This window comes from Enterobacter sp. RIT418 (genome assembly GCF_003057745.1).
GTDB lineage: Bacteria > Pseudomonadota > Gammaproteobacteria > Enterobacterales > Enterobacteriaceae > Enterobacter.
Genome location: NZ_QBJD02000015.1, coordinates 18,005 through 39,774, shown reverse-complemented (window position 1 = coordinate 39,774; position 21,770 = coordinate 18,005). Strand labels below are relative to the sequence as shown.

Sequence of the window (21,770 nt, the reverse complement as noted above, 5' to 3'; positions counted from 1 at the left end):
TCACATAAGAAGCACAACATTTTCACACTGATTCAGTAATAGGGTTTAGAAATGGATTTTTTTCTAATTTTAGTTTTGTTGTTCGCCTTACTCGCCCCCATCCTCACAGCGATTTTGTTCAACAAGAGTAAACAACATAAGGTCGAGATCGAAGCGCTTAATGATCGAAAGGCGGCTCTTTCGAGTGAATTGAATCAAAGTAAAGAAAATTTAGCCAACGTTATAAGACAGTATTCAGAGCTGGAAGGAAGAGCGGCTCCATTATGGCAGTATGAAGAGCTGCATAGCGCGGTCCTGGATGCAAAAAAGACGATAAAAACAGCTGACTCTATTGCCCAAAAAACAGTAAATGAAGCACACCTTAAAGCTTCAAACATCGTTTTAGAAGCAAAAAACAAAGCCCAACTAACGTTAAGTAATGCTAATAATGAAGCAGTTGTAATAACTAAAGACGCTCGCGATGCTCGTTTAAAAGCCAAGGAGCGCTTGGATAACGCCTATAGCAGGGCCGATGAGCTAATCTCTAATGCTAATGATAATGCAATGAAAATAGTTGCAGATGCAGAGAGCAGAGCAAAAGAAATCGCCGGCTCAGCATATGAAGCAAAAGAATTTGCAGAAACCTACCAAGCTGTAGCCAAGTCAATGAAAAATAAGATAGAAGGGTACGGTGATGAATGGATTATTCCAAACCGAAGCGTTCTGGATGAACTTGCTGAGAATTATGAATTTACTGATGCAGGCAGAGAGCTACAAAAAGCCAGAGAGCTAACAAAGTCTCTAATCAAAACGAGCAAAGCTGCAAGTTGTGATTACGTCGAACCTAGCAGACGTAACACTGCAATAAAATTTGTGTTAGATGCGTTCAACGGAAAAGTTGATAGTACGCTTTCTAAGATCAAACATAACAATTACGGTAAACTTTCCCAAGAAATTAAAGACGCATTTCAGCTTGTGAATTACAACGGTTCAGCTTTTAGGTCGGCCAAGATCACTGATATATACTTACAAGCCCGACTCAACGAACTAAAATGGGGCGTTGCCGTTAATGAAATTATGCTCGAAGAAAAAGAAGAACAAAGGCGTATTAAAGAGCAGTTGCGCGAAGAAGAAAAAGCACGTCGAGAGTACGAAAGAGCGATAAAAGAAGCCGAGAAAGAAGAGAAAACAATTCAGCAGGCTATAGACAAGGCTACTAAAGAGTTGATGCTTGCAGGTGAAGAGCAAAGACTCGCTCTTGAGCAGAAATTGGCTGAATTACAAATTAAATACGAAGAGGCTGAAGCCAAAAATCAGCGTGCTATTTCGATGGCTCAGCAAACTCGCTCAGGACATGTATATGTTATAAGTAATATAGGCTCGTTCGGTGAAGATGTTTACAAAATTGGTATGACGCGTCGCCTTGAACCTCTAGACCGTGTTCGTGAACTTAGTGATGCCAGTGTTCCATTCGCCTTTGATGTACATGCAATGATTTACAGTGATGATGCGCCTGCATTAGAGAATCATCTGCATAAAGTATTTAATGAAAAACAGGTTAACAAGGTTAATTCACGGAAGGAGTTCTTTAATGTTGGCATTAAAGAAATTAAATCAACTGTAACCAATTTGAATATCGATGCACACTGGACGATGTTTGCAAATGCCAAAGAATATAGAGAGTCTCTAGCAATTGAGAATGAACGATCGGCCGCGCAGGTTGCTAACGAAGAACTCGTTGTTGCCTGACATAGGTGATTTCACATAATTATACGCCGACCACTGTTTATACACACAGTCAAATTTAGCCCTCAGACATGAGGGCTTTTTTATGGAAGTACGAAACTCGACTTATGAAAATGGACCTGCGAATGCTGTCCCTCCGGCGTAGTGAGCATTAACAGTTCATAGCTCTAGATGGCTTTAGGATTTTTACCGCCTGCTATTTCCAGTTTTTATCCGTAATGGATAAGACCTCTATCGTGCTCCCACGCGGTCAACTCGCCCACGTTCTGCGCTATGCCCACCTCGCGCCCGATCAACTGGAAACGGCCCTATGCTTTAATCCCCTGGAAACCATGGGTCAAACACCCTTAGATGCAGTTCACGTGCGCGCCTGACATTCGCGGAGTATCATTAGGATGGTCTTGATTATCAGGGAGATTGATTATGAATGATTTACAGAAACAGGGCTTAGAACTTCGAACTAAAGCTAAAGAATTAGCTCTTTCTGCTTTGGCAAAGCATCCTGATGGACGCATAAATGGTAAAGGCGTTAAGCAAGCAGAAGTATTTCGTCTCTGCGGTCTGGACTGGGGAGATTACCCTAAAGCCCCAAGTACACAGCAACAATACTGGGCAGTAGCCCTTCTCCGCGAACTTGAGTCAGAGGGAATGGTGGAGCAAGTCGAGGAGAAAGGCCCCTGGCGTTTAAAGTAAGTCATGATGATCCAAGTGGCGACAAAGTGGCAGCAGCGGTTGGCATTGCCCCGTAATCGCCACTCCTTACCACTAATCTAACTTATTGATTATCTTTCAAGTCGTTGTTTTAACTAACTCGTTTACATAAATATTTTTTTTGTTGCCTGAAATTCCCCTCAGCTTTCCCTCTATGCAACCAAACACATATGATTTACCATATGTGTCATCCCTCTAACCGCGAGGCATCCGATGCACCATCCGCTTCAGCTTTTCAAAACGCTTTCAGATGAAACCCGTTTAGCCATCGTCATGCTGCTTCGCGAGGCCGGAGAGCTCTGCGTTTGCGATATTTGCGCTGCCACAGAGGAAGCGCAGCCCAAAGTTTCAAGGCATATGGCCATACTGCGTGAATCAGGCCTTGTCAGCGATCGCCGAGAAGGGAAATGGATCTATTACCGCCTGTCCCCCACCATGCCCGCGTGGGCGGCGGCGAATATCGACAGCGCCTGGAACTGCCTGCGGGACGAGATTCGATCAAAGCTCAAAACCCTCCAGCGCGGTGCATGCTAAACCACAACACATTCATCGAAACAGATATAACGGAGCCAATCATGTTTCTGGCAGGTGCGATTTTTCTCTTCACGCTGATTCTGGTTATCTGGCAGCCCAGGGGGCTCAGCATCGGCTGGAGTGCCACCCTCGGGGCCGCGCTGGCGCTGGCCTGCGGAGTCATCGGGCTTGACGACATTCCGGTAGTCTGGGATATCGTCTGGAACGCCACGGCAACCTTTATTGCGGTCATCATCATCAGCCTGCTGCTGGACGAGTCCGGCTTTTTCGAATGGGCAGCCCTGCACGTTTCGCGCTGGGGTAAAGGGCGGGGTCGACTGCTGTTCAGCTATATCGTACTGCTGGGCGCCGCCGTGGCCGCGCTCTTTGCCAACGATGGCGCGGCGCTGATCCTGACGCCTATCGTCATCGCGATGCTGCTGGCGCTTGGATTCAGCACGCGGTCCACGCTGGCCTTCGTGATGGCGGCCGGATTTATCGCGGACACCGCCAGCCTGCCTTTGATTGTCTCTAACCTGGTGAATATCGTCTCCGCAGACTTCTTTACGCTCGGGTTCACGGAGTACGCGTCGGTGATGATCCCGGTAGATATCGCGGCCATCGCCGCCACGCTGGTGATGCTGCACCTGTTCTTCCGTAAAGACATTCCGCCGGTCTACGACCTGGGCAAGCTCAAACGGCCCGCCCTGGCGATTAACGATCACCCCACCTTCAGAACGGGCTGGGTTGTTCTGGTTCTTTTGCTGGTCGGCTTCTTCGTTCTTGAACCTCTCGGCGTGCCGGTCAGCGCCATCGCTACCGTCGGCGCGCTGGTGTTGTATGCCGTCGCAAAGCGCGGCCACGCCATTAATACCGGAAAGGTGCTGCGCGGCGCGCCCTGGCAGATCGTGATCTTCTCGCTGGGGATGTATCTGGTGGTGTATGGCTTGCGAAATGCCGGGTTAACGGACGCGCTTTCAGGCGTGCTGAACCTGCTGGCGGCGCACGGGCTGTGGGCAACCACGCTGGGGACGGGGTTCATCACCGCGTTTCTGTCATCAATCATGAACAACATGCCTACGGTGCTAATTGGCGCGCTGTCCATCGACGGCAGCACGGCGACGGGCGTGATTAAAGAGGCGATGATTTATGCCAACGTGATTGGCTGCGATTTGGGGCCGAAAATCACGCCAATCGGCAGCCTTGCTACCCTGCTCTGGCTGCACGTGCTGGCGCAGAAAAATATCACCATTACGTGGGGATACTATTTCCGAACGGGGATTATCATGACCCTGCCCGTTCTGTTTGTGACGCTCGCCGCGCTGGCGTTACGTCTCTCTTTTACCCTATAGCGAGCACCTCCTATGAGCCACATCACTATCTATCACAACCCGGCGTGCGGCACGTCCCGCAACACGCTGGAGATGATCCGCAACAGCGGCGTTGAGCCGGACGTTGTCCTTTACCTCGAGAACCCGCCGTCGCGGGTCGAGCTGGTAAAGCTGATTGCCGATATCGGTATTTCCGTGCGCGATCTGCTGCGCAAAAACGTCGAGCCGTACACGCAGCTCGGGCTGGCCGATGAAAGCATCCCAGACGATGCGATCGTTGACTTCATGCTGCAACATCCGATTTTGATTAACCGACCGATTGTGGTTACGCCGCTCGGCACCCGCCTTTGCCGGCCTTCGGAGATGGTGCTGGAGATCCTGCCGGATGCGCAAAAAGGGGCATTCAGCAAGGAAGACGGTGAAGCGGTGATCGACGCCGCCGGGAAAAAAATCCTCAGGCCGTGATGCGGACAAGCGGCACGCTAGCGGCCGCTTTCCCCCGCAATCCGTCCTACCATCGCGCGGATCTCCTCCCGAGACAGCGGCTGCCTGTCCGTCACGAAATGTAGCGTCATTCCCTCAATGAACGCGTCCAGCGCGCGGGTGGTCACCGGGTCGAACCACTGCCCGAGCGTTTCCTGGCTCATTTTCATCCAGTCTTGCATCACCGTTTTAAGCGCCGCGCTGCGGTGCATTAAGGCATAAAGCTGGTACATCAGCGCCATATTCTGCGGCGTAGTCACCTCTGAGCTGTGGATCAGGGTGGTGATGGATTCGCAGGCCATCTCTGGCCCGGTGACGCCTGCAAAAAAATCACGATACTGCTTCGACATTTGCAGGGTGAACCAGACGAACGCCTCCTCGATAAGCTGCTCCATGCCGTCAAAATAGTAGGTCATCGAGCCCAGCGGCACGCCCGCACGGCTGGCAATTTTGCGATGCGTGACCGCGTGGACGCCATGCCCGGCAATGGTGTCCAGCGTCGCCTGAAGGATCTTCTCGCGGCGTTGAGGGTCGTTCGGGGGTCTGCTCATAAAATCCTCACGTAGTTTATGTACAAATGTACACATACTTGCTAGTGTTGTCGCTACTGTTGTACTTCCGGTATTGACCCCAATGACCTTGACCTCTCCTCGTAAGGCCCTGCAGCTGCGCATGTGGGCGCTGTTTATGTTCTTCTTTATTCCAGGGCTGCTGATGGCCTCCTGGGCCACGCGGACGCCTGCCATTCGCGACATTCTCTCCGTCTCGACTGCGGAGATGGGCATCGTGCTGTTTGGCCTGTCGATAGGCTCGATGAGCGGCATTCTGTGTTCGGCCTGGCTGGTGAAGCGCTTCGGCACCCGAGCGGTGATCCGCACCACCATGTGCTGCGCGGTGCTGGGCATGATGGTGCTCAGCGTCGCGCTGTGGTTTGCTTCTCCTCTGATATTCGCCCTCGGGCTCACGGTCTTCGGCGGCAGCTTCGGCGCGGCAGAGGTGGGGATTAACGTTGAAGGCGCTGCCGTTGAGCGCGAAATGGACAAAACCGTCCTGCCGATGATGCACGGCTTTTACAGCCTCGGCACGCTGGCGGGCGCGGGCGTCGGCATGGCGCTGACGGCGTTTGGCATCGCCGCCAATCTGCACATTCTGCTGGCGGCCCTGGTCTGCATTATTCCGATTGTGACCGGCATTCGGGCGATCCCCGACGGCACGGGAAAAAACTCCGCTGAAGAACAGAAATCGGCTGAAAAAGGGCTGCCCTTTTATCGCGATTTCCAGCTGATGCTGATTGGCGTGGTGGTGCTGGCGATGGCCTTCGCCGAAGGCTCGGCCAACGACTGGCTGCCGCTGCTGATGGTGGATGGCCACGGGTTTAGCCCGACATCCGGCTCGCTGATTTACGCCGGATTTACGCTCGGCATGACGGTGGGGCGCTTTACCGGCGGCTGGTTTATTGACCGCTACAGCCGCGTGGCGGTGGTACGCGCCAGCGCCCTGCTGGGCGGGCTGGGCATCGCGATGATCATCTTTGTGGACGTGGACTGGATTGCCGGCGTTTCGGTGATCCTGTGGGGGCTTGGCGCCTCGCTCGGCTTCCCGCTGACGATTTCCGCCGCCAGCGATACCGGGCCGGACGCGCCAACCCGCGTCAGCGTGGTCGCCACGACCGGCTATCTTGCCTTCCTGGTAGGCCCGCCGCTGCTTGGCTTCCTCGGCGAGCACTACGGGCTGCGCAGCGCCATGCTGGTAGTATTAGGATTGGTAATGATCGCCGCGCTGGTCGCCCGCGCGGTAGCAAAGCCGGAAACAGAAAAGACGACACTGGAGAAGGGATATGAGCGTTAAACTGATTGCAGTCGACATGGATGGCACCTTCCTGAGCGACGCGAAAACCTACAACCGCGCGCGTTTTCTGGCGCAGTACGCGCGCATGAAGGCGCAAGGCATTCGCTTCGTGGTGGCCAGCGGTAACCAGTACTACCAGCTGATTTCGTTTTTCCCGGAAATCGCCCATGAGATTTCCTTCGTGGCGGAAAACGGCGGCTGGGTGGTCAGCGCTGGCGAAGACGTGTTTAACGGCGAGCTGTCGAAAGAAGATTTTGACACCGTGACCACCCTGCTTGGCGACGTTGCCGAAATTGAAATTATCGCCTGCGGCAAAGGCAGCGCCTATACGCTGAAACAGTATCATGACGGCTTCCACGCTATGGCGGCGAAATATTATCATCGCCTGGAAAAGGTCGATAATTTCGACAATCTGAACGACATTTTCTTTAAGTTTGGCCTTAACGTGTCTGACGATGAAATCCCGCGCATTCAGGCAATGCTGCATGAAAAGCTGGGCGACATCATGGTGCCCGTCACCACCGGTCACGGCAGTATTGACCTGATTATACCCGGCGTGCATAAGGCCAACGGCCTGAAGATATTACAGAAGCGCTGGGGCATTGAAGACCATGAGGTGGTGGCATTTGGCGACAGCGGCAACGATGTGGAAATGCTGCGCCAGTCGGGATTTAGCTTCGCGATGGCGAACGCCAGGCCGCACATCAAGGCGGTTGCCCGCTTCGAAGCACCGCATAATAACGATGAGGGCGTCCTGGACGTGATTGAGAAAGCGCTGAACGGGGAAGCGCCGTTTAATTGATTCCGTGTGGTTTGGTGCCCTCTCCCCTCACTCTGACCCTCTCCCCAAAGGGGAGAGGGAATAAACAGGTTAAGGTTGCAGGGCATTCCCTACGCGCTTGTCCTTCAGGAACACCACCATCAACGCCACCCACAGCGCGCCGTTGGCGAGGTTGAACAGGCTGAACAGCCCGTTACCGCCGAAGGCGTAAGCATGTTTGCTCACCTCAATGCCGACGGTGAAAATCAGCATCTGCAGCATCCCCATCGCTGCCGACACGGTGCCTTTACTCATTTCGCTGGCGAACAGCGTCAGGCGCACCAGCCCGGCATTCGCCACGCCGATGCCGAAGGCATAAATGCTCAGCCCCGCCGTCATCCACAGGTAGGCGTGGGAGGACGCCACGGTCGCCACCGCGGCCACAATCAGGCCAGCGGCAATCGGCCAGCCGCCCATGATAATCAGCGACCGCACGGAGCGGCGTGCGGTCAGGCGCGCCAGCACCAGGTTACCGACGATCAGCGCGCCAAAAATCGGCACCTGTAAAAGGCCATACTCGTAGCTGCTCAGCTTTTCGCCGCTGATGATAATGACCGGCGACTGGGCAATCCACGCCAGCAGCGGCAGGCTGACAAAGCCCGTCGCCAGCGCGCCCGCCACAAAGCGGCCGTTTTTCAGCACTTCTTTATAGTCCCGGCCCAGCTCTTTCAGCGACAGCTTTTCGCCCAGCCGCGTCGCGGTTTCCGGCATCGCCCTGTGCAGACCAAAGAAGGAAACGGCAGCAAGCGCGGCGAAGAGGACAAACATCCCCTCCCACGGCGCGACGTGCACCCACGCTGCGCCCACCAGCGGCCCCAGCAGCGGGGCAATCAGCGCCACGTTGGCCATCAGCGCGGTGATTTTGATACACACCGCCTCCTCAAACGACTCCTGAATGGCGGCATAACCCACCGCGCCGATAAAGCACAGGCTGACGCCCTGAAGAAAACGCAGCAGGGTGAACTGTTCAATATTCTGCGCCAGCAGCGTGGCGAGACAGGTGACGATAAACCACACCACGCCCGTCAGCATCACCGGACGACGGCCAATGCGATCCGACAGCGGCCCCAGCAGCCACTGCAAAAACATGCCGCCTGCCAGATAGGCGGTCATGGAGGTGGGAACCCACTCAATCCCTGCGTTGAACTGCTCGACCACGGCCAGCATGCCGGGCTGGATCATATCGTTGCCGATATAGGTGGAAAATTCGTAGAGCACCAGACACAGGGGGAATAGTAACGCCTGACGGCCCAGACGGTTACCGGAAGAAGAACGATTTGTCATGCAATCTCTTTATGGTGAAAAAATCGCGTTGAGTGTAATGAATTGGCCCAGCCTGAGACAGCAAATTATCGAGGGATAACAGAAATAAAGCACTTATCGTCGCCGTTTAAGGTTTCCTTAATTTGACACAAATATGATAGCGCTAATTTCACGTCATTGGCCCCGATTATGGCATACACTTCCAGCCCTTCAGAATTGTCTAAGTTGCAGACAACCAAGGCAAAAAAACTTTACCGTTTGCCGACGCGCTTTTATGGTTATCAGCTTTTAACGCTGTTAGCCTTAGCCATTCTGTTTACCTGGCTTTCTCGCGATGAAGGGCTCGACAGGTGGATAACAGGCTATTGGTATGACGCGGCAGCGCACCGCTTCCCGCTGCAGCAAAACGCGCTGCTGGATCTGCTGAACCATCGTCTGGCGAAATATCTCGCCATCGCGCTGGGCGCGGTAGCGCTGATCTATGGCGCCTTCCGCCGCAACGCGCGGCTGGTCACCGCCGCGCTGCTGATGGGCGTCGGCGCCCTGGTGGTCGGCGTGCTGAAAAGCATCAGCCACCACAGCTGCCCGTGGGACCTGGTGGAGTACGGCGGCAAGGCGGTCTCTTATCCGCTGTTTAGCGCTGCGCCGGACAACAGCGGCCCCGGACGCTGCTTCCCGGGCGGCCACGCCTCCAGCGGTTTTATGGTGATGGGGCTGTTTTTTGCCTTCTGGCGCGAACGTCCGCGTCTGGCCTGGGGCTTTGTTGCGCTGGGTAGTGTTCTGGGCCTGGCGATGGGCTATGGGCAGGTGATGCGCGGGGCGCATTTTTTCTCTCACAACCTGTGGGCCGGGTGGTGGGTTTGGTTTTCTCAGGTGGCGGTCTACGGGCTTGTTTCCACCTGGTTTGCAAAAGAGTGACGAGGGTATGTTAGAGAGTCTCAACTACAGTTTGTTTTATCTGATTAACGCTACGCCGGCTTCACCCGAGTGGATGATTGATTTTGCCACGTTTGTTGCAAGGGACCTGATCAGCATCGTTCCCGCTCTGGCGGTCATTCTCTGGCTGTGGGGGCCGCGCAAGCAGGTCAGCGCGCAGCGCCAGCTGGTGATTAAGGTTTCCATGGCGATCGGCGTCAGCGTGCTGACCAGCTTCATTCTGGGACACGCGTTCCCGCACGACCGTCCGTTTGTCGACCACGTCGGCTATACCTTCCTGCACCACGCGCCGGACGACTCCTTCCCGAGCGACCACGGCACGGTAATCTTCACCTTTGCGCTGGCCTTCCTCTTCTGGCATCGCCTGTGGTCCGGTGCGGTGCTAATGGCAACGGCGGTCGCTATCGCGTGGTCACGCGTTTATCTGGGGGTCCACTGGCCGCTGGACATGGTCGGCGGATTCCTGGTGGGATTGATCGGCTGCGTCAGCGCGGCAATCCTGTGGAACCTGTTTGGCCAGGCGCTTTATCGCGGGCTGTCTCAGCTGTATCGCGTGCTGTTTGCCCTGCCCATCCGCAAAGGCTGGATACGTGACTAACCCAGGTCCTACGGGTTACACTTGAGCCCCCGCCCTGCGGGGGCTTACTTTTTTATTCCCGAGGAACTATGGAAACACGACGCGATGACCGCATTGCTCAGCTCATTCAGGCGCTGAAGCGCAGCGATAAGCTTCATCTCAAGGAGGCCGCCGCCCTGCTCGGCGTTTCTGAGATGACCATTCGTCGCGATCTGAACAGCGACAGCGCGCCCGTCGTGCTGCTGGGCGGGTATATCGTGCTAGAGCCGCGCGCCGCCAGCCACTACCTGCTGAGCGATCAGAAAACGCGCCTCGTTGAAGAAAAACGCAAAGCGGCGCGTCTTGCCGCCTCCCTCGTTCAGCCCCACCAGACGCTGTTTTTTGACTGCGGCACCACCACGCCCTGGATTATCGAAGCGATCGACAGCGGCATGCCCTTCACCGCGGTCTGCTACTCGCTAAACACCTTTCTGGCCCTGCAGGAGAAGCCCGAGTGCCGGGTGATCCTCTGCGGCGGCGAGTTCCACGCCAGCAACGCCATCTTCAAGCCGCTTAACCTGCAGGATACGCTCGGCCATCTGTGCCCGGACATCGCGTTTTATTCGGCTGCGGGCGTCAGCGTTCGTCAGGGCGCAACCTGCTTCAACCTGGAAGAGCTGCCGGTGAAGCACTGGGCGCTCAACGCGGCGCAGCAGCACGTGCTGGTGGTGGATCACAGTAAGTTTGGCAAGGTGCGTCCGGCAAGGATGGGCGAGCTGGCGCAGTTTGACGCGATCGTTAGCGACTGCCGCCCGGACGACGAGCTGGTGGCGTATGCGAAAGCGCAGCAGGTGAAGTTGATGTATTGAGTGGGGGGTGGCCTGATGCCCGCCCCCCCCGGCCCTCTTCCACGGGGAGAGGGTGAGAAGCAAAAATGCTTAGCTGAACCAGCTGCCGAACCATCCGTGGAATTTCATCAACACGAAGTCCCACATCCGGCTGAAGAAGCCCCCCTCTTCAACCGCTTCCATCACGATCAGCGGGCGCTGCTCGATGGATTTACCGTTAAGCTGGAAGTCAATGGTCCCGACAACCTGACCTTTCTTCAGCGGCGCGGTGAGCTGTGGCTCCGTCAGGGTGAAGCTGGCCTTCAGGTTTTTCAGCTGTCCGCGGGGAATGGTCACCGAACCGGCTTCCCCAGCCCCCAGGTTAACCTCGCTCTTGTCGCCAAACCAGACGCGCTGGCTGATAAAGGTTGCGTCCGGCTTAATCGGCGTAACGGTCTCAAAGAAGCGGAAGCCCCAGGTCAGCAGCTTTTCAGATTCGTTAAAGCGAATGCGGTCGGTTTTCGTGCCAAGCACCACCGAGATTAAGCGCATATCGCCCTGCGTCGCGGAGGCCACCAGGTTGTAGCCCGCGCCCGCGGTGGTGCCGGTTTTCATCCCGTCCACGTTAACGTTGCTGCTCCACAGCAGGCGGTTGCGGTTCGGCTGGCGGATATTGTTGAAGGTGAACTCTTTCTCTTTGTGGATGGCATACTCTTCAGGCACGTCGTGGATCAACGCCTTGCCCAGCAGCGCCATATCGCGGGCGGTGCTGAACTGGCCCGGTGCGTCCAGGCCGTGGACGGTTTTAAACGTAGTGTTGGTTAAGCCCAATTTCTGCGCGTAACCGTTCATCAGCCCGATGAAAGAGTCCTGGCTACCCGCCACGTAATCCGCCAGCGCAATACAGGCGTCGTTACCCGACTGGATAATCACCCCTTTGTTGAGGTCGGAAACCGACACCTGGTCGCCCGGCTTGAGGAACATTACCGACGAGCCGCGCAGCGCGGGGTTACCCGTCGCCCACGCATCTTTTCCGATGGTTACCTTATCATCGAGCTTAATTTTGCCCGCCTTCAGCGCCTGCCCCACCACGTAGCTGGTCATGATCTTGGTCAGGCTGGCCGGGTCGAGCTTCTCATCGGCGTTACCTTCCGCCAGCACCTTACCGCTGGCGTAGTCCATCAAAATCCAGGCGCGCGCATCCACCGGTGGCGCTTCCGGAGCCGTTGTTTCAGCTGCATAAACCGTTGGAGCAAACAGGAAAAGGAGCGCAGAGCCCGCCGCCAGGCTGCGCAGAGAAGAAGTTTTTTGCGTCATAAATGCCACCCGAGTGTCCTTTCTTAAATCACGTCACAATCACCGTGTCGCAAGAAGCGATGAGTAATAGCGCACTACAGCGTTCAAAGAAACCTAATCCAGGTAAAGTTTTTAAAGTTTATGCAATAACATCCGGTTACGCTTCGGTTAACGCGTTTTTTTTCGTCTTTGTTGCGTAATTGTTGGGTTTATCTCACCATGTCGGCTCTCGGGTTTGACTCTTTGAGGAATAACGATGATTACGCTGTGGGGAAGGAACAACTCGACCAACGTCAAGAAGGTGCTGTGGACGCTGGAAGAGCTGGATTTACCGTTTGAGCAGGTGATGGCCGGTTTAGAGTTTGGCGTAAATAAAGAGGCTGAGTATCTGGCCATGAACCCAAACGGCCTGGTGCCGCTGCTGCGCGATGAAGAAACCAACGTAACGCTGTGGGAATCGAACACCATTGTGCGTTACCTTGCCGCCCAGTATGGCCAAAGCCGCCTGTGGGTCGATAGCCCGGCGCAGCGCGCGCAGGGTGAAAAGTGGATGGACTGGGCCAACCAGACGCTCTCTCCCACCCACCGCGTGATCCTGATGGGGCTTATCCGCACGCCGGAACCCGAACGAGACTACCCCGCCATCCACGCCGCGCAGGACGCCTGTGAAGGGCTGTTTGCGATGATGGATGACGAGCTGGCGAAGCACGCGTGGTTCTCCGGTGATGCCTTTGGCGTCGGGGATATTGCCGTGGCGCCGTTCGTCTGGAACCTGACCAACATGGGCCTGAAGTGGACGCCGCGCCCGCACCTTGAGCGCTGGCTGAAGCAGCTCAGCGAGCGCCCGGCGTACCAGAACGTGGTGATGATCCCGGTCAGCTGATTACGTGCCGGACGGGCTGACCTTCAGGAGCTGCCCGTCCGTTTCATCGGTCAACACGTACAGATAGCCGTCCGGCCCGACCCGCACGTCGCGGATGCGCTGGTCTTTATCCCCCAGAATGCGCCCGTCCTCGGTCACTTTATTGCCGTCCACGCTCAGCACGATAACGTCCTTCTCCTTCAGCGCCCCGACGAACAGCTTGTTCTTCCACTGCGGAAAGACGTCGCTGTTGTAGAACGCCATCCCGCTCACGGCAGGCGAGACTTTCCAGACGAACAGCGGCTTTTCCGTCCCCTCAACGTGCTCGCCTTTGGCTTCGGGGATCTTCAGGCCGCTGTAGTTGATGCCGTGGGTCGCCAGCGGCCAGCCGTAGTTTTTCCCTTTCTCAGGAATGTTAATCTCGTCGCCGCCGCGCGGGCCATGCTCGTTAAGCCATAGCGCGTCGCTCCACGGGTTCATCGCCATGCCCTGCGGATTGCGAATGCCGTAAGACCAGATTTCCGGCCGCGCGCCGGCGGTCTTCACAAACGGGTTGTCCGGCGGCACCTTGCCGTCTTCCGTCAGGCGCACCACTTTACCCTGCAGCTTGTCGAGATCCTGCGCCGTCGAGCGCTGATTGTTCTCGCCAAGCCCAATGAATAAATGGCCTTTGCCGTCAAACGCCAGACGCCCGCCAAAGTGGTTGCCGGTAGAGAGTTTCGGCATCTGGCGGAACACCACCTGGAACCCCTCAATGCGCGAGAGATCGTCGCTCAGCCGGCCGTAGCCGACCGCCGTTCCGGCCTTACCGTCATCGCCCGCTTCGGCATAGCTGAGCCAGATCCGACGAGATGCTTCAAAATCGGGCGCCAGCACCACGTCAAGCAGCCCGCCCTGCCCGTTCGCCCAGACCTTCGGCACGCCGACGATAGGGTCAGAAAGCCCTTTTCCCGCCTGCCAGCGCTTAAGCTGCCCGTCCCGTAAGGTGACCAGCAGCCCCTTATCGTCCGGCAAAAACGCCACAGACCAGGGATGATCGAGTTTGGTTTGCAGCACCTCAACCTTGACCGCGTCGGGCGCGGCGAGAAGCGAAACGGGAAACAGCAGGGCGGGAATAAATATCAGCGAGGATCGATGCATGGCGCGCTCCTTTGTCGGCATATGGCATAAAGATTAGCCACAACGCCCAGGCGCGTTATCACTTTTACAAAAGCTTAATCAGAAGGGGGAGTTGCCTCCCCCGGGCTTAATGCTGTTCAAGCTTTTCCTGCTTGTTCAGACACATGATGCAAAGCGAGATCGTAGTCAGGCAGTTTTCGAGCTTATCCGCGTTGACGGCGATAAACGTGGGGCAGTCGTGGTGTCCGTTCATCAAACATACCCCTGCGACAGAAAGCGTTTCGGCGGCACGGCGCAGCGCAATCCGTTCGCTTTCGTCGAATTCCGCTTTCAGGGTCGGCGCTTTCTCGCGCATGAAATTACAGAGTTCAAAGAGATTATCACGCAGATGTTCGCTTTCGCTGACTGACATGTACCCCTTCGCCTTTCTCAACTGCAGATAGGCGGCAAGGTCGATTCTGACGTCGATCAGCTTGTTCAGCAGATCGCGTTTCAGTCTGTCAACGGACATGCTAGTTCCTCCTCTGTCAGCCTTAGTGCACAATAAGAATAAGGTTATTTTTTGTACAATTTAATGCCTGGGATCAATAAAACTAAACTGCTTAACATTCTTTACATTGTTACAACGTTCAACCTCACCCCTATCCCCGCAAAGAGTGTATAAATCCCCCGCGGAACGCTGTAAAATCCCGCCCTGATAACTCCATAATTGATGAATTTTTAACCTATGAGCAATGTTACGCACCAGCCGAAAATCGGCTTTGTCTCCCTGGGCTGCCCGAAAAACCTGGTGGATTCTGAACGTATCCTGACCGAACTGCGCACCGAGGGCTATGACGTGGTGCCAAGCTACGACAACGCCGACATGGTGATTGTCAACACCTGCGGCTTTATCGACAGCGCGGTCCAGGAGTCTCTGGAAGCCATCGGTGAAGCCCTGACGGAAAACGGCAAGGTCATCGTGACCGGCTGCCTGGGCGCGAAGGTGGATCAGATCCGCGAAGTGCATCCGAAGGTGCTGGAGATCACCGGCCCGCACAGCTACGAGCAGGTGCTGGAACACGTTCATCACTACGTGCCAAAACCGAAGCACAACCCGTTCCTGAGCCTGGTGCCGGAACAGGGCGTGAAGCTGACGCCGCGCCACTATGCGTACCTGAAAATTTCCGAAGGCTGCAACCACCGCTGCACCTTCTGCATCATCCCGTCGATGCGCGGCGATCTGGTAAGCCGTCCGATTGGCGAGGTGCTGGCCGAAGCCAAACGCCTGGCCGACGCGGGCGTCAAAGAGCTGCTGGTGATCTCCCAGGATACCTCGGCCTACGGCGTGGACGTGAAGCACCGCTCCGGCTTCCACAACGGCGAGCCGGTGAAAACCAGCATGGTGGGCCTGTGCGAACAGCTTTCGAAACTCGGGATCTGGACACGTCTGCACTACGTTTACCCTTACCCGCACGTTGACGACGTCATCCCGCTGATGGCGGAAGGCAAAATCCTGCCGTACCTGGACATTCCGCTGCAGCACGCCAGCCCGCGCATCCTGAAGCTGATGAAGCGTCCCGGCTCCGTTGACCGCCAGCTGGCGCGCATCAAGCAGTGGCGCGAAATCTGCCCGGAGCTGACCCTGCGCTCGACCTTTATCGTCGGCTTCCCGGGTGAAACCGAAGAAGATTTCCAGATGCTGCTCGACTTCCTGAAAGAAGCGCGTCTGGACCGCGTCGGCTGCTTCAAGTACAGCCCGGTTGAAGGCGCAACTGCCAACGAGCTGGCCGACCAGGTGCCGGAAGAGGTGAAAGAAGAACGCTGGAACCGCTTTATGCAGCTGCAGCAGCAGATCTCCGCCGAGCGCCTGCAGGAAAAAGTGGGCCGCGAGATTCTGGTGATTATTGATGAAGTCGATGAAGAAGGCGCGATTGGCCGCAGCATGGCCGATGCACCGGAAATCGACGGCGCGGTGTATCTGAACGGTGAAACCAGGGTTAAGCCGGGGGATATTATTCGCGTGAAGGTTGAAAACGCCGACGAGTACGACCTGTGGGGTAGCCGGGTTTAATTTAGCGTTTATTCCCCTCTTCCCGGAGGGGTGAGGGTGAAAAAACGCTCCGAACCGTCCCCTCTCCCCTACGGGGAGAGGGTTAGGGTGAGGGGCAAAAACTTACCCCTTTATCCTCGGATCCAGCGCATCGCGCAGCCCGTCGCCCAGCAGGTTAAACGCCAGCACCGTCAGGAAAATCGCCAGGCTCGGGAAAATTGCGACATGCGGCGCAATCACCATATCTGCCCTTGCCTCGTTCAGCATCGCGCCCCATTCCGGCGTCGGCGGCTGAGCGCCCAATCCCAGAAACGACAGGCTGGCCGCCGAGATTATCGACACGCCGATCCGCATCGTGAAATAGACCACGATAGACGACACCGTGCCCGGCAAAATATGGCTGAACAGAATGGTGGCATCGCTCGCCCCCACGCTGCGCGCCGACTCGATAAACGTCTGCTGCTTGAGCACCAGCGTATTGCCGCGCACCAGGCGCGCAAAGGCGGGAATGGAGAAGACCGCCACGGCGATAATGACGTTCGCCATGCCGCTGCCCATGATCGCCACCACGGCAATAGCCAGCAGGATTCCGGGGAAGGCAAACAGCACGTCGCAGATGCGCATGATCGCGCGGTCCCACCAGCCTTCGTAATACCCGGCGACCAGGCCGAGCACCGTACCGATCGCCGCGCCAATCAGCACGGCAAAGACGCCAGCGGCAAGCGAGATCTGCGCGCCCACCAGCACGCGGCTAAAGATGTCGCGCCCCAGTGAATCCACGCCGAACCAGTGCACCATCGACGGGCCGTCGTTCAGGCGGTCATAGTCGAAATAATTTTCCGCATCAAACGGCGCTATCCACGGAGCCAGCACCGCAACTACAATCAGCAGCAGGACGAAAATCCCCGCTGCCAGCGCCACGGGCTGACGGCGAAAGCGCCGCCAAAATTCAGACCACGGCGTTCTGACGCGTTCCGGCCTGACCCCCGGCATCGCGTTTATCATGGCTTCACGCCGCCAGTTCAATAATCGCATTTTATTTGTACCTGATAGCCGGGTTAATGGCGGCGTACAGCACGTCCACCACTAGGTTGATAAGAATAAACTCCAGTGAAAACAGCAGCACTTCCGCCTGAATCACCGGATAGTCGCGCATCTCCACCGAGTCCACCAGCAGTCGCCCCAGCCCCGGCCAGTTGAAGACTTTTTCCACCACGATAGAGCCGCCCAGAAGGAAGCCAAACTGCAGCCCCATCATCGTCACCACCGGGATCATCGCGTTGCGAAAGCCGTGCTTGAGGATCACCCACTTCTCGCTCACCCCTTTCGCCCGCGCGGTGCGGATGTAGTCCTCGCTCAGCACGTCGACAAACGACGCGCGGGTAAAGCGCGCCATTACCGCCGCCACGGCCGCGCCAAGCGTCAGGGAAGGCAAAATATAGTGCTTCCAGGTATCGGCCCCCACCGTCGGTAGCCAGCCCAGCTCAACGGAGAAGACCTGCATCAGCAGCATCCCGAGGGCAAAGGCCGGGAAGGAGATGCCGGTAACGGCCAGCGCCATCCCGAGCTTATCCGGCCAGCGGTTGCGCCAGACGGCGGCCACGATGCCCGCCGCAAGGCCGAACAGCACCGCCCAGGCCATGCTGGCAATCGTTAGCCAGAAGGTGGGCATAAATCGGCTGGCAATCTCTTCTGATACCGGGCGCCGCGAAACCATCGAGGTGCCGAAATCGCCCTGCAGAACGTTGCCGATATAGTGCAGGAACTGCCTGTACAGCGGCTGATCCAGCCCCAGCTGCTTACGCACCAGCTCAATGACCGTGGCGTCCGCCTCGGGACCTGCTATCAGGCGCGCCGGATCGCCCGGCAGCATATGGACAAACAAAAACACCAGCACCGCCACGATCAGCAGCGTCGGGAGCAGCCCCAGCAGGCGTTTACAAACGTAATTCAGCATGCCTTTCCCTCTCATCCCGCAGGCCTGCGCCCGCGGGAATGAGTTCTCTTATTTCAGATCCGCGTCGTCGAAGCTAAAGCCCGTGTCCGGCATGATATAGAACCCGGTCAGCGCTTTGTTATGGGCCGAGACCAGCTTTTCGACTACCAGCGGCACCCACGGCGACTCTTTCCAGATGATATCCTGCGCCTCTTTATACAGGCGCGCCTTCTCTTCCGGCTTCGTGGTTTTCAGCGCGTCGGTCAGGTCCTTATCAACCTGCGGGTTGCTGTAGAACGCGGTATTAAACAGCGTCGGCGGCCAGTTCTGCGAGGCGAACAGCGGGGAGAGCGCCCAGTCCGCTTCGCCGGTCGAGGCGGTCCAGCCGGTGTAGAACATTCTCACCCCGCTCTCTTTCTGCCCTTTGCCCTCCACCTCGGCCGCGCGCTGCCCGGCGTCCATCGCCGTCACCTGCGCCTTAATGCCCACCTGCGCCAGCTGCTGCTGGGTAAACTGCAGCACCTTCTGCGCGGTGCTGTGATTGTGCGATGACCACAGCGTGGTGCTAAAGCCGTTCGGGAACCCGGCCTCTTTCAACAGCTCGCGCGCTTTGGCCGGGTCGTAAGGCCACGGCTTATAGGCCTGGGAATACTCAATCGACGGCGGCAGCACGCCGGTGGCCGGCGTGGCGTATCCCGCAAAGGCCACCTTCACCAGCGCCTGACGGTTAATGGCGTAGTTGATCGCCTCGCGCACCTTCGGATTATCAAACGCCTTTTGCGTGACGTTCATGCTGATGTAGCGCTGCATGATCGACGGGCTGGCCACCAGCTCCAGCTTGCTGTTCTTCTTCAGCAGCGCGGCCTGCTCGTAGGGGATCGGGAAGGCGAACTGCGCCTCGCCGGTTTGCAGCATCGCCGCGCGGGTGTTGTTGTCAACTACCGGACGCCAGGTAATGGTGTCCAGCTTCGGCAGCCCCTTCTGCCAGTATCCGGCAAATTTCTTCACCTTCACAAAATCGGTCTGGTTCCAGGTGACCAGCTCGTACGGGCCGGTTCCGACCGGGTGGAAGCCGATCTCGTTGCCGTATTTCTTCAGCGCGGCGGGCGAAATCATCGCCGTCGCCGGATGCGCCAGAATATTGATAAACGCCGAGAACGGCTCTTTGAGGGTGATCTTCACCGTCGTAGGATCGACCGCCTCGGTGCTGGCGATATTTTTATACAGGTTATAGCGCTTGAGGCCGCTCGCCGGATCGCTGGCGCGATCGAGGTTCACCTTAACCGCCTGCGCGTTGAAGTCGGTCCCGTCCTGGAACTTAACCCCGGTTTTGAGCTTGATGGTGTAGACCAGCCCGTCGTCGGAAACGGTATAGCTCTCTGCCAGCACGTTCTTGAGCTTCATCTCTTTATCGAGGCCAAACAGCCCCTGATAGAAGGACTTCGCCACCGCCTGGGAAAGCGTATCGTTGGCGTCATACGGGTCCAGCGTCGTGAAGTTTGACCCGACCGCAACCACCACGTCCTTGGCAGCGAACGCGGGGGATGCGGCCAGAGCAGCCGTCACGCTCGCGGCTAAAAGCCATTTACGAGCAACAAAGTTAACCATTGTGTTCTCCTGCCTGGTGAAAGTTAAAGCCGCGAGAATGCATTGTCCTGGCGCGGCGGTGCCACAAAATGTCCGGGGCCGACTTCACGCAGCGTCACGCGCTCCATGGTTTCGCCCCGCTTGCGGATATTGCTCGGCATTTCATCCTGCAGCAGCACGCGCTGGGCGTGGCGATGCGCAGGATCGGCGACCGGAACGGCGGCCATCAGCTTGCGGGTGTACGGGTGCTGCGGGTTTTCAAATACCGCCCGCCGCGGGCCCATCTCAACGATCTGCCCCATGTACATCACCGCCACGCGGTGGCTGATGCGCTCTACCACCGCCATGTCGTGGGAAATAAACAGAAACGCGATCCCCATATCCCGCTGGAGATCGAGCAGCAGATTGATGATTTGCGCGCGAATAGAAACGTCGAGGGCCGAAACCGACTCGTCGGCAATTACCACCTTCGGGTTGAGCGCCAGCGCGCGGGCGATGCAGATCCGCTGCCGCTGGCCGCCGGAAAACTCGTGCGGATAGCGCCAGGCGTGTTCCGGCTTCAGCCCCACGCGCTCGAGCAGCCAGGCAACGCGTCGCTGCGCCGCCTCGCCGTCGAGGAGGTTATGCACGCGCAGCGGCTCCATAATTGAATAGCCCACCGTATGGCGCGGATCGAGCGAGGCGTAAGGGTCCTGAAAGATAAACTGAATATCCCGGCGCACCGCCTGCAGCCTGCGCTGGGGCAGCGCGTCAATGCGCTCGCCGTTAAAGGTGATGCTGCCCTCCTGCGACTCCACCAGCCGCAGCAGCGCCCGTCCAATGGTCGATTTACCGCTTCCCGACTCGCCCACCAGCGCCAGCGTTTCGCCGGGCCACAGGTCAAAGCTGACGTTTTCAACGGCGTGCACTTCCCGCTTAACGCGGTTGAGGATGCCGCCGCGCAGGGGAAAGCGGGTCACCAGATTGCGCACCTCAAGGATCGGCCTGCCAGCGACCACGGTATCCTGCTCGTCTTCCGGCTCCGGGCTTCCGGCTCCGTCAGAGGACATCAGCGGAAAGCGCCGCGGCAGATCGCAGCCGTTCATCGCGCCGAGCTTCGGCACCGCGGCCAGCAGCGCTTTCGTGTACGGATGGACCGGCGCGTGAAAAATCTGCTCAACGCTGCCCGTTTCCACCGCATGGCCCTGGTGCATTACCAGCACGCGGTCGGCAATGTCGGCCACCACGCCCATATCGTGGGTGATAAAAATCACCCCCATATCCATCTCCTGCTGCAGGACGTTGATCAGCTGCAGGATCTGCGCCTGAATGGTCACGTCCAGCGCGGTGGTCGGTTCATCTGCAATCAGCACCGCCGGGCGGCACGACAGCGCCATGGCGATCATCACGCGCTGGCGCATTCCTCCGGAGAGCTGGTGCGGGTAGCGGCCCAGAATGGTCTGCGCCTCCGGGATGCGCACCCGTTCCAGCATCCGCCGCGCCTCGTTCATCGCCTCTTCGCCGCTCAGCCCCTGATGCAGCCGGATGGATTCGGCAATCTGCTCGCCGATCGGAAAGACCGGGTTCAGCGAGGTCATCGGCTCCTGAAAGATCATGGCGACGTCTGCGCCGCGCACGCCCTGCATCTGCGCCGCGCTCAGCTCGTCTAAATCAATTACCTGGCGGTTGCGGCGGCGAAGCAGGATCTGCTCGCTGGTCACCTGCACGCCGGACGTTTCCAGCAGACGCATCAGCGCCAGCGCCGTAACCGACTTGCCGGAACCGGACTCGCCGACGATCGCCAGCGTCTCGCCGCGCTTCAGCGAGAACGATAAATCCTGTACTGCGGGGATGAACTGCCGCTCGTCCTGAAACGCAATATTCAGCCGGCGGACCGCCAGCACTTCCCGGCTGTCCAGCTCTTCACTGTGCGGCACGCGATGCCC

21 protein-coding genes and 1 pseudogene are annotated in these 21,770 nt (G+C 57.4%); 13 read left to right on the top strand and 9 right to left on the bottom strand.

Annotated features, from left to right (window positions below; genetic code table 11):
- The first annotated feature begins 51 nt into the window (after positions 1-51).
- The 6 genes and pseudogenes from DBY73_RS16915 to arsC all read left to right on the top strand — a co-directional run bounded on the left by DBY73_RS16915 (position 52) and on the right by arsC (position 4,745).
- Positions 52-1,728, top strand: a complete 1,677-nt coding sequence (locus DBY73_RS16915; protein WP_112012231.1) for a DUF4041 domain-containing protein — start codon at positions 52-54, stop codon at positions 1,726-1,728.
- A 146-nt stretch (positions 1,729-1,874) separates the two neighbouring features.
- A pseudogene (locus DBY73_RS16910) lies at positions 1,875-2,099 on the top strand (site-specific integrase); the annotation flags it as partial.
- 49 nt (positions 2,100-2,148) lie between these two features.
- Positions 2,149-2,418, top strand: a complete 270-nt coding sequence (locus tag DBY73_RS16905) for a hypothetical protein (RefSeq protein WP_112012230.1) — start codon at positions 2,149-2,151, stop codon at positions 2,416-2,418.
- Between the two features lie 231 nt (positions 2,419-2,649).
- Entirely contained in the window at positions 2,650-2,970 is a 321-nt protein-coding gene (locus DBY73_RS16900) for a metalloregulator ArsR/SmtB family transcription factor (RefSeq protein WP_112012229.1), read from the top strand.
- 41 nt (positions 2,971-3,011) lie between these two features.
- The gene (locus DBY73_RS16895) at positions 3,012-4,301 is read left to right on the top strand and encodes an arsenic transporter (protein WP_112012228.1); all 1,290 of its coding nucleotides are present in this window, start codon (positions 3,012-3,014) and stop codon (positions 4,299-4,301) included.
- Between the two features lie 12 nt (positions 4,302-4,313).
- Entirely contained in the window at positions 4,314-4,745 is a 432-nt protein-coding gene (gene arsC, locus DBY73_RS16890; RefSeq protein ID WP_112012227.1) for a glutaredoxin-dependent arsenate reductase, read from the top strand.
- Positions 4,746-4,762: 17 nt separating this feature from the next.
- On the opposite strand, the gene DBY73_RS16885 is transcribed toward arsC, so the two are convergent.
- Positions 4,763-5,314, bottom strand: coding sequence for a TetR family transcriptional regulator (locus DBY73_RS16885; protein ID WP_112012226.1), 552 nt, complete (start codon positions 5,312-5,314; stop codon positions 4,763-4,765).
- Between the two features lie 82 nt (positions 5,315-5,396).
- Between DBY73_RS16885 and DBY73_RS16880 the strand changes: the two genes are divergently transcribed.
- Positions 5,397-6,611 carry an MFS transporter gene (locus DBY73_RS16880; protein WP_112012225.1) on the top strand — a complete coding sequence of 405 codons (1,215 nt, stop codon included), beginning with the start codon at positions 5,397-5,399 and terminating at the stop codon, positions 6,609-6,611.
- Positions 6,601-7,413, top strand: coding sequence for a Cof-type HAD-IIB family hydrolase (locus tag DBY73_RS16875; RefSeq protein WP_112012224.1), 813 nt, complete (start codon positions 6,601-6,603; stop codon positions 7,411-7,413). The genes DBY73_RS16880 and DBY73_RS16875 overlap by 11 nt, the downstream gene beginning before the upstream one ends.
- Positions 7,414-7,482: 69 nt before the next feature.
- On the opposite strand, the gene DBY73_RS16870 is transcribed toward DBY73_RS16875, so the two are convergent.
- A complete protein-coding gene (locus DBY73_RS16870; protein ID WP_112012223.1) occupies positions 7,483-8,715 on the bottom strand; it encodes an MFS transporter in 1,233 nt (410 codons plus the stop codon).
- A gap of 168 nt (positions 8,716-8,883) precedes the next feature.
- On the opposite strand from DBY73_RS16870, the gene DBY73_RS16865 reads away from it, so the two are divergent.
- From DBY73_RS16865 to deoR, 3 genes are all read left to right on the top strand, one after another.
- On the top strand, positions 8,884-9,612 hold the full coding sequence (locus tag DBY73_RS16865; protein ID WP_112012222.1) for a phosphatase PAP2 family protein: 729 nt from the start codon (positions 8,884-8,886) through the stop codon (positions 9,610-9,612).
- A 7-nt stretch (positions 9,613-9,619) separates the two neighbouring features.
- On the top strand, positions 9,620-10,228 hold the full coding sequence (ybjG, locus tag DBY73_RS16860) for an undecaprenyl-diphosphate phosphatase (protein ID WP_112012221.1): 609 nt from the start codon (positions 9,620-9,622) through the stop codon (positions 10,226-10,228).
- Positions 10,229-10,296: 68 nt separating this feature from the next.
- Positions 10,297-11,055 (top strand): DNA-binding transcriptional repressor DeoR, encoded by a 759-nt coding sequence (gene deoR / locus DBY73_RS16855; RefSeq protein WP_112012220.1) that lies wholly within the window; start codon positions 10,297-10,299, stop codon positions 11,053-11,055.
- A gap of 69 nt (positions 11,056-11,124) precedes the next feature.
- On the opposite strand, the gene dacC is transcribed toward deoR, so the two are convergent.
- Positions 11,125-12,330 (bottom strand): serine-type D-Ala-D-Ala carboxypeptidase, encoded by a 1,206-nt coding sequence (gene dacC / locus DBY73_RS16850; RefSeq protein ID WP_112012305.1) that lies wholly within the window; start codon positions 12,328-12,330, stop codon positions 11,125-11,127.
- A gap of 235 nt (positions 12,331-12,565) precedes the next feature.
- Between dacC and DBY73_RS16845 the strand changes: the two genes are divergently transcribed.
- Positions 12,566-13,192, top strand: a complete 627-nt coding sequence (locus DBY73_RS16845; protein ID WP_112012219.1) for a glutathione S-transferase family protein — start codon at positions 12,566-12,568, stop codon at positions 13,190-13,192.
- Here DBY73_RS16845 and DBY73_RS16840 read toward each other — a convergent pair whose 3' ends face one another.
- Both DBY73_RS16840 and bssR read right to left on the bottom strand, forming a co-directional pair.
- On the bottom strand, positions 13,193-14,311 hold the full coding sequence (locus DBY73_RS16840; protein WP_112012218.1) for a PQQ-dependent sugar dehydrogenase: 1,119 nt from the start codon (positions 14,309-14,311) through the stop codon (positions 13,193-13,195).
- 106 nt (positions 14,312-14,417) lie between these two features.
- Positions 14,418-14,801, bottom strand: a complete 384-nt coding sequence (gene bssR, locus DBY73_RS16835) for a biofilm formation regulator BssR (protein ID WP_112012217.1) — start codon at positions 14,799-14,801, stop codon at positions 14,418-14,420.
- Positions 14,802-15,017: 216 nt separating this feature from the next.
- On the opposite strand from bssR, the gene rimO reads away from it, so the two are divergent.
- Positions 15,018-16,343 (top strand): 30S ribosomal protein S12 methylthiotransferase RimO, encoded by a 1,326-nt coding sequence (gene rimO / locus DBY73_RS16830; protein ID WP_112012216.1) that lies wholly within the window; start codon positions 15,018-15,020, stop codon positions 16,341-16,343.
- Positions 16,344-16,445: 102 nt separating this feature from the next.
- Here rimO and gsiD read toward each other — a convergent pair whose 3' ends face one another.
- The 4 genes from gsiD to gsiA are packed head-to-tail and all read right to left on the bottom strand — an operon-like array spanning position 16,446 to position 21,761.
- Positions 16,446-17,357, bottom strand: a complete 912-nt coding sequence (gsiD, locus tag DBY73_RS16825; RefSeq protein WP_112012215.1) for a glutathione ABC transporter permease GsiD — start codon at positions 17,355-17,357, stop codon at positions 16,446-16,448.
- Between the two features lies 1 nt (position 17,358).
- A complete protein-coding gene (gsiC, locus tag DBY73_RS16820) occupies positions 17,359-18,279 on the bottom strand; it encodes a glutathione ABC transporter permease GsiC (RefSeq protein WP_112012214.1) in 921 nt (306 codons plus the stop codon).
- Positions 18,280-18,327: 48 nt separating this feature from the next.
- Complete coding sequence (gene gsiB, locus DBY73_RS16815) at positions 18,328-19,866, bottom strand: glutathione ABC transporter substrate-binding protein GsiB (RefSeq protein WP_112012213.1); 1,539 nt, start codon at positions 19,864-19,866, stop codon at positions 18,328-18,330.
- A 23-nt stretch (positions 19,867-19,889) separates the two neighbouring features.
- Entirely contained in the window at positions 19,890-21,761 is a 1,872-nt protein-coding gene (gene gsiA / locus DBY73_RS16810; protein ID WP_112012212.1) for a glutathione ABC transporter ATP-binding protein GsiA, read from the bottom strand.
- Positions 21,762-21,770: the final 9 nt, after the last annotated feature.

Bases quoted from the DNA above. Each gene is read 5' to 3' on its own strand.
- ybjG (WP_112012221.1), top strand. From the start codon at position 9,620: ATGTTAGAGAGTCTCAACTACAGTTTGTTTTATCTGATTAACGCTACG.
- arsC (WP_112012227.1), top strand. From the start codon at position 4,314: ATGAGCCACATCACTATCTATCACAACCCGGCGTGCGGCACGTCCCGC.
- dacC (WP_112012305.1), bottom strand. From the start codon at position 12,330: ATGACGCAAAAAACTTCTTCTCTGCGCAGCCTGGCGGCGGGCTCTGCG.
- DBY73_RS16895 (WP_112012228.1), top strand. From the start codon at position 3,012: ATGTTTCTGGCAGGTGCGATTTTTCTCTTCACGCTGATTCTGGTTATC.
- DBY73_RS16915 (WP_112012231.1), top strand. From the start codon at position 52: ATGGATTTTTTTCTAATTTTAGTTTTGTTGTTCGCCTTACTCGCCCCC.
- DBY73_RS16885 (WP_112012226.1), bottom strand. From the start codon at position 5,314: ATGAGCAGACCCCCGAACGACCCTCAACGCCGCGAGAAGATCCTTCAG.
- deoR (WP_112012220.1), top strand. From the start codon at position 10,297: ATGGAAACACGACGCGATGACCGCATTGCTCAGCTCATTCAGGCGCTG.
- DBY73_RS16875 (WP_112012224.1), top strand. From the start codon at position 6,601: ATGAGCGTTAAACTGATTGCAGTCGACATGGATGGCACCTTCCTGAGC.
- bssR (WP_112012217.1), bottom strand. From the start codon at position 14,801: ATGTCCGTTGACAGACTGAAACGCGATCTGCTGAACAAGCTGATCGAC.
- DBY73_RS16870 (WP_112012223.1), bottom strand. From the start codon at position 8,715: ATGACAAATCGTTCTTCTTCCGGTAACCGTCTGGGCCGTCAGGCGTTA.
- DBY73_RS16900 (WP_112012229.1), top strand. From the start codon at position 2,650: ATGCACCATCCGCTTCAGCTTTTCAAAACGCTTTCAGATGAAACCCGT.
- gsiC (WP_112012214.1), bottom strand. From the start codon at position 18,279: ATGCTGAATTACGTTTGTAAACGCCTGCTGGGGCTGCTCCCGACGCTG.
- DBY73_RS16880 (WP_112012225.1), top strand. From the start codon at position 5,397: ATGACCTTGACCTCTCCTCGTAAGGCCCTGCAGCTGCGCATGTGGGCG.
- DBY73_RS16840 (WP_112012218.1), bottom strand. From the start codon at position 14,311: ATGCATCGATCCTCGCTGATATTTATTCCCGCCCTGCTGTTTCCCGTT.
- DBY73_RS16845 (WP_112012219.1), top strand. From the start codon at position 12,566: ATGATTACGCTGTGGGGAAGGAACAACTCGACCAACGTCAAGAAGGTG.
- gsiB (WP_112012213.1), bottom strand. From the start codon at position 19,866: ATGGTTAACTTTGTTGCTCGTAAATGGCTTTTAGCCGCGAGCGTGACG.
- DBY73_RS16865 (WP_112012222.1), top strand. From the start codon at position 8,884: ATGGCATACACTTCCAGCCCTTCAGAATTGTCTAAGTTGCAGACAACC.
- DBY73_RS16905 (WP_112012230.1), top strand. From the start codon at position 2,149: ATGAATGATTTACAGAAACAGGGCTTAGAACTTCGAACTAAAGCTAAA.
- rimO (WP_112012216.1), top strand. From the start codon at position 15,018: ATGAGCAATGTTACGCACCAGCCGAAAATCGGCTTTGTCTCCCTGGGC.
- gsiD (WP_112012215.1), bottom strand. From the start codon at position 17,357: ATGCGATTATTGAACTGGCGGCGTGAAGCCATGATAAACGCGATGCCG.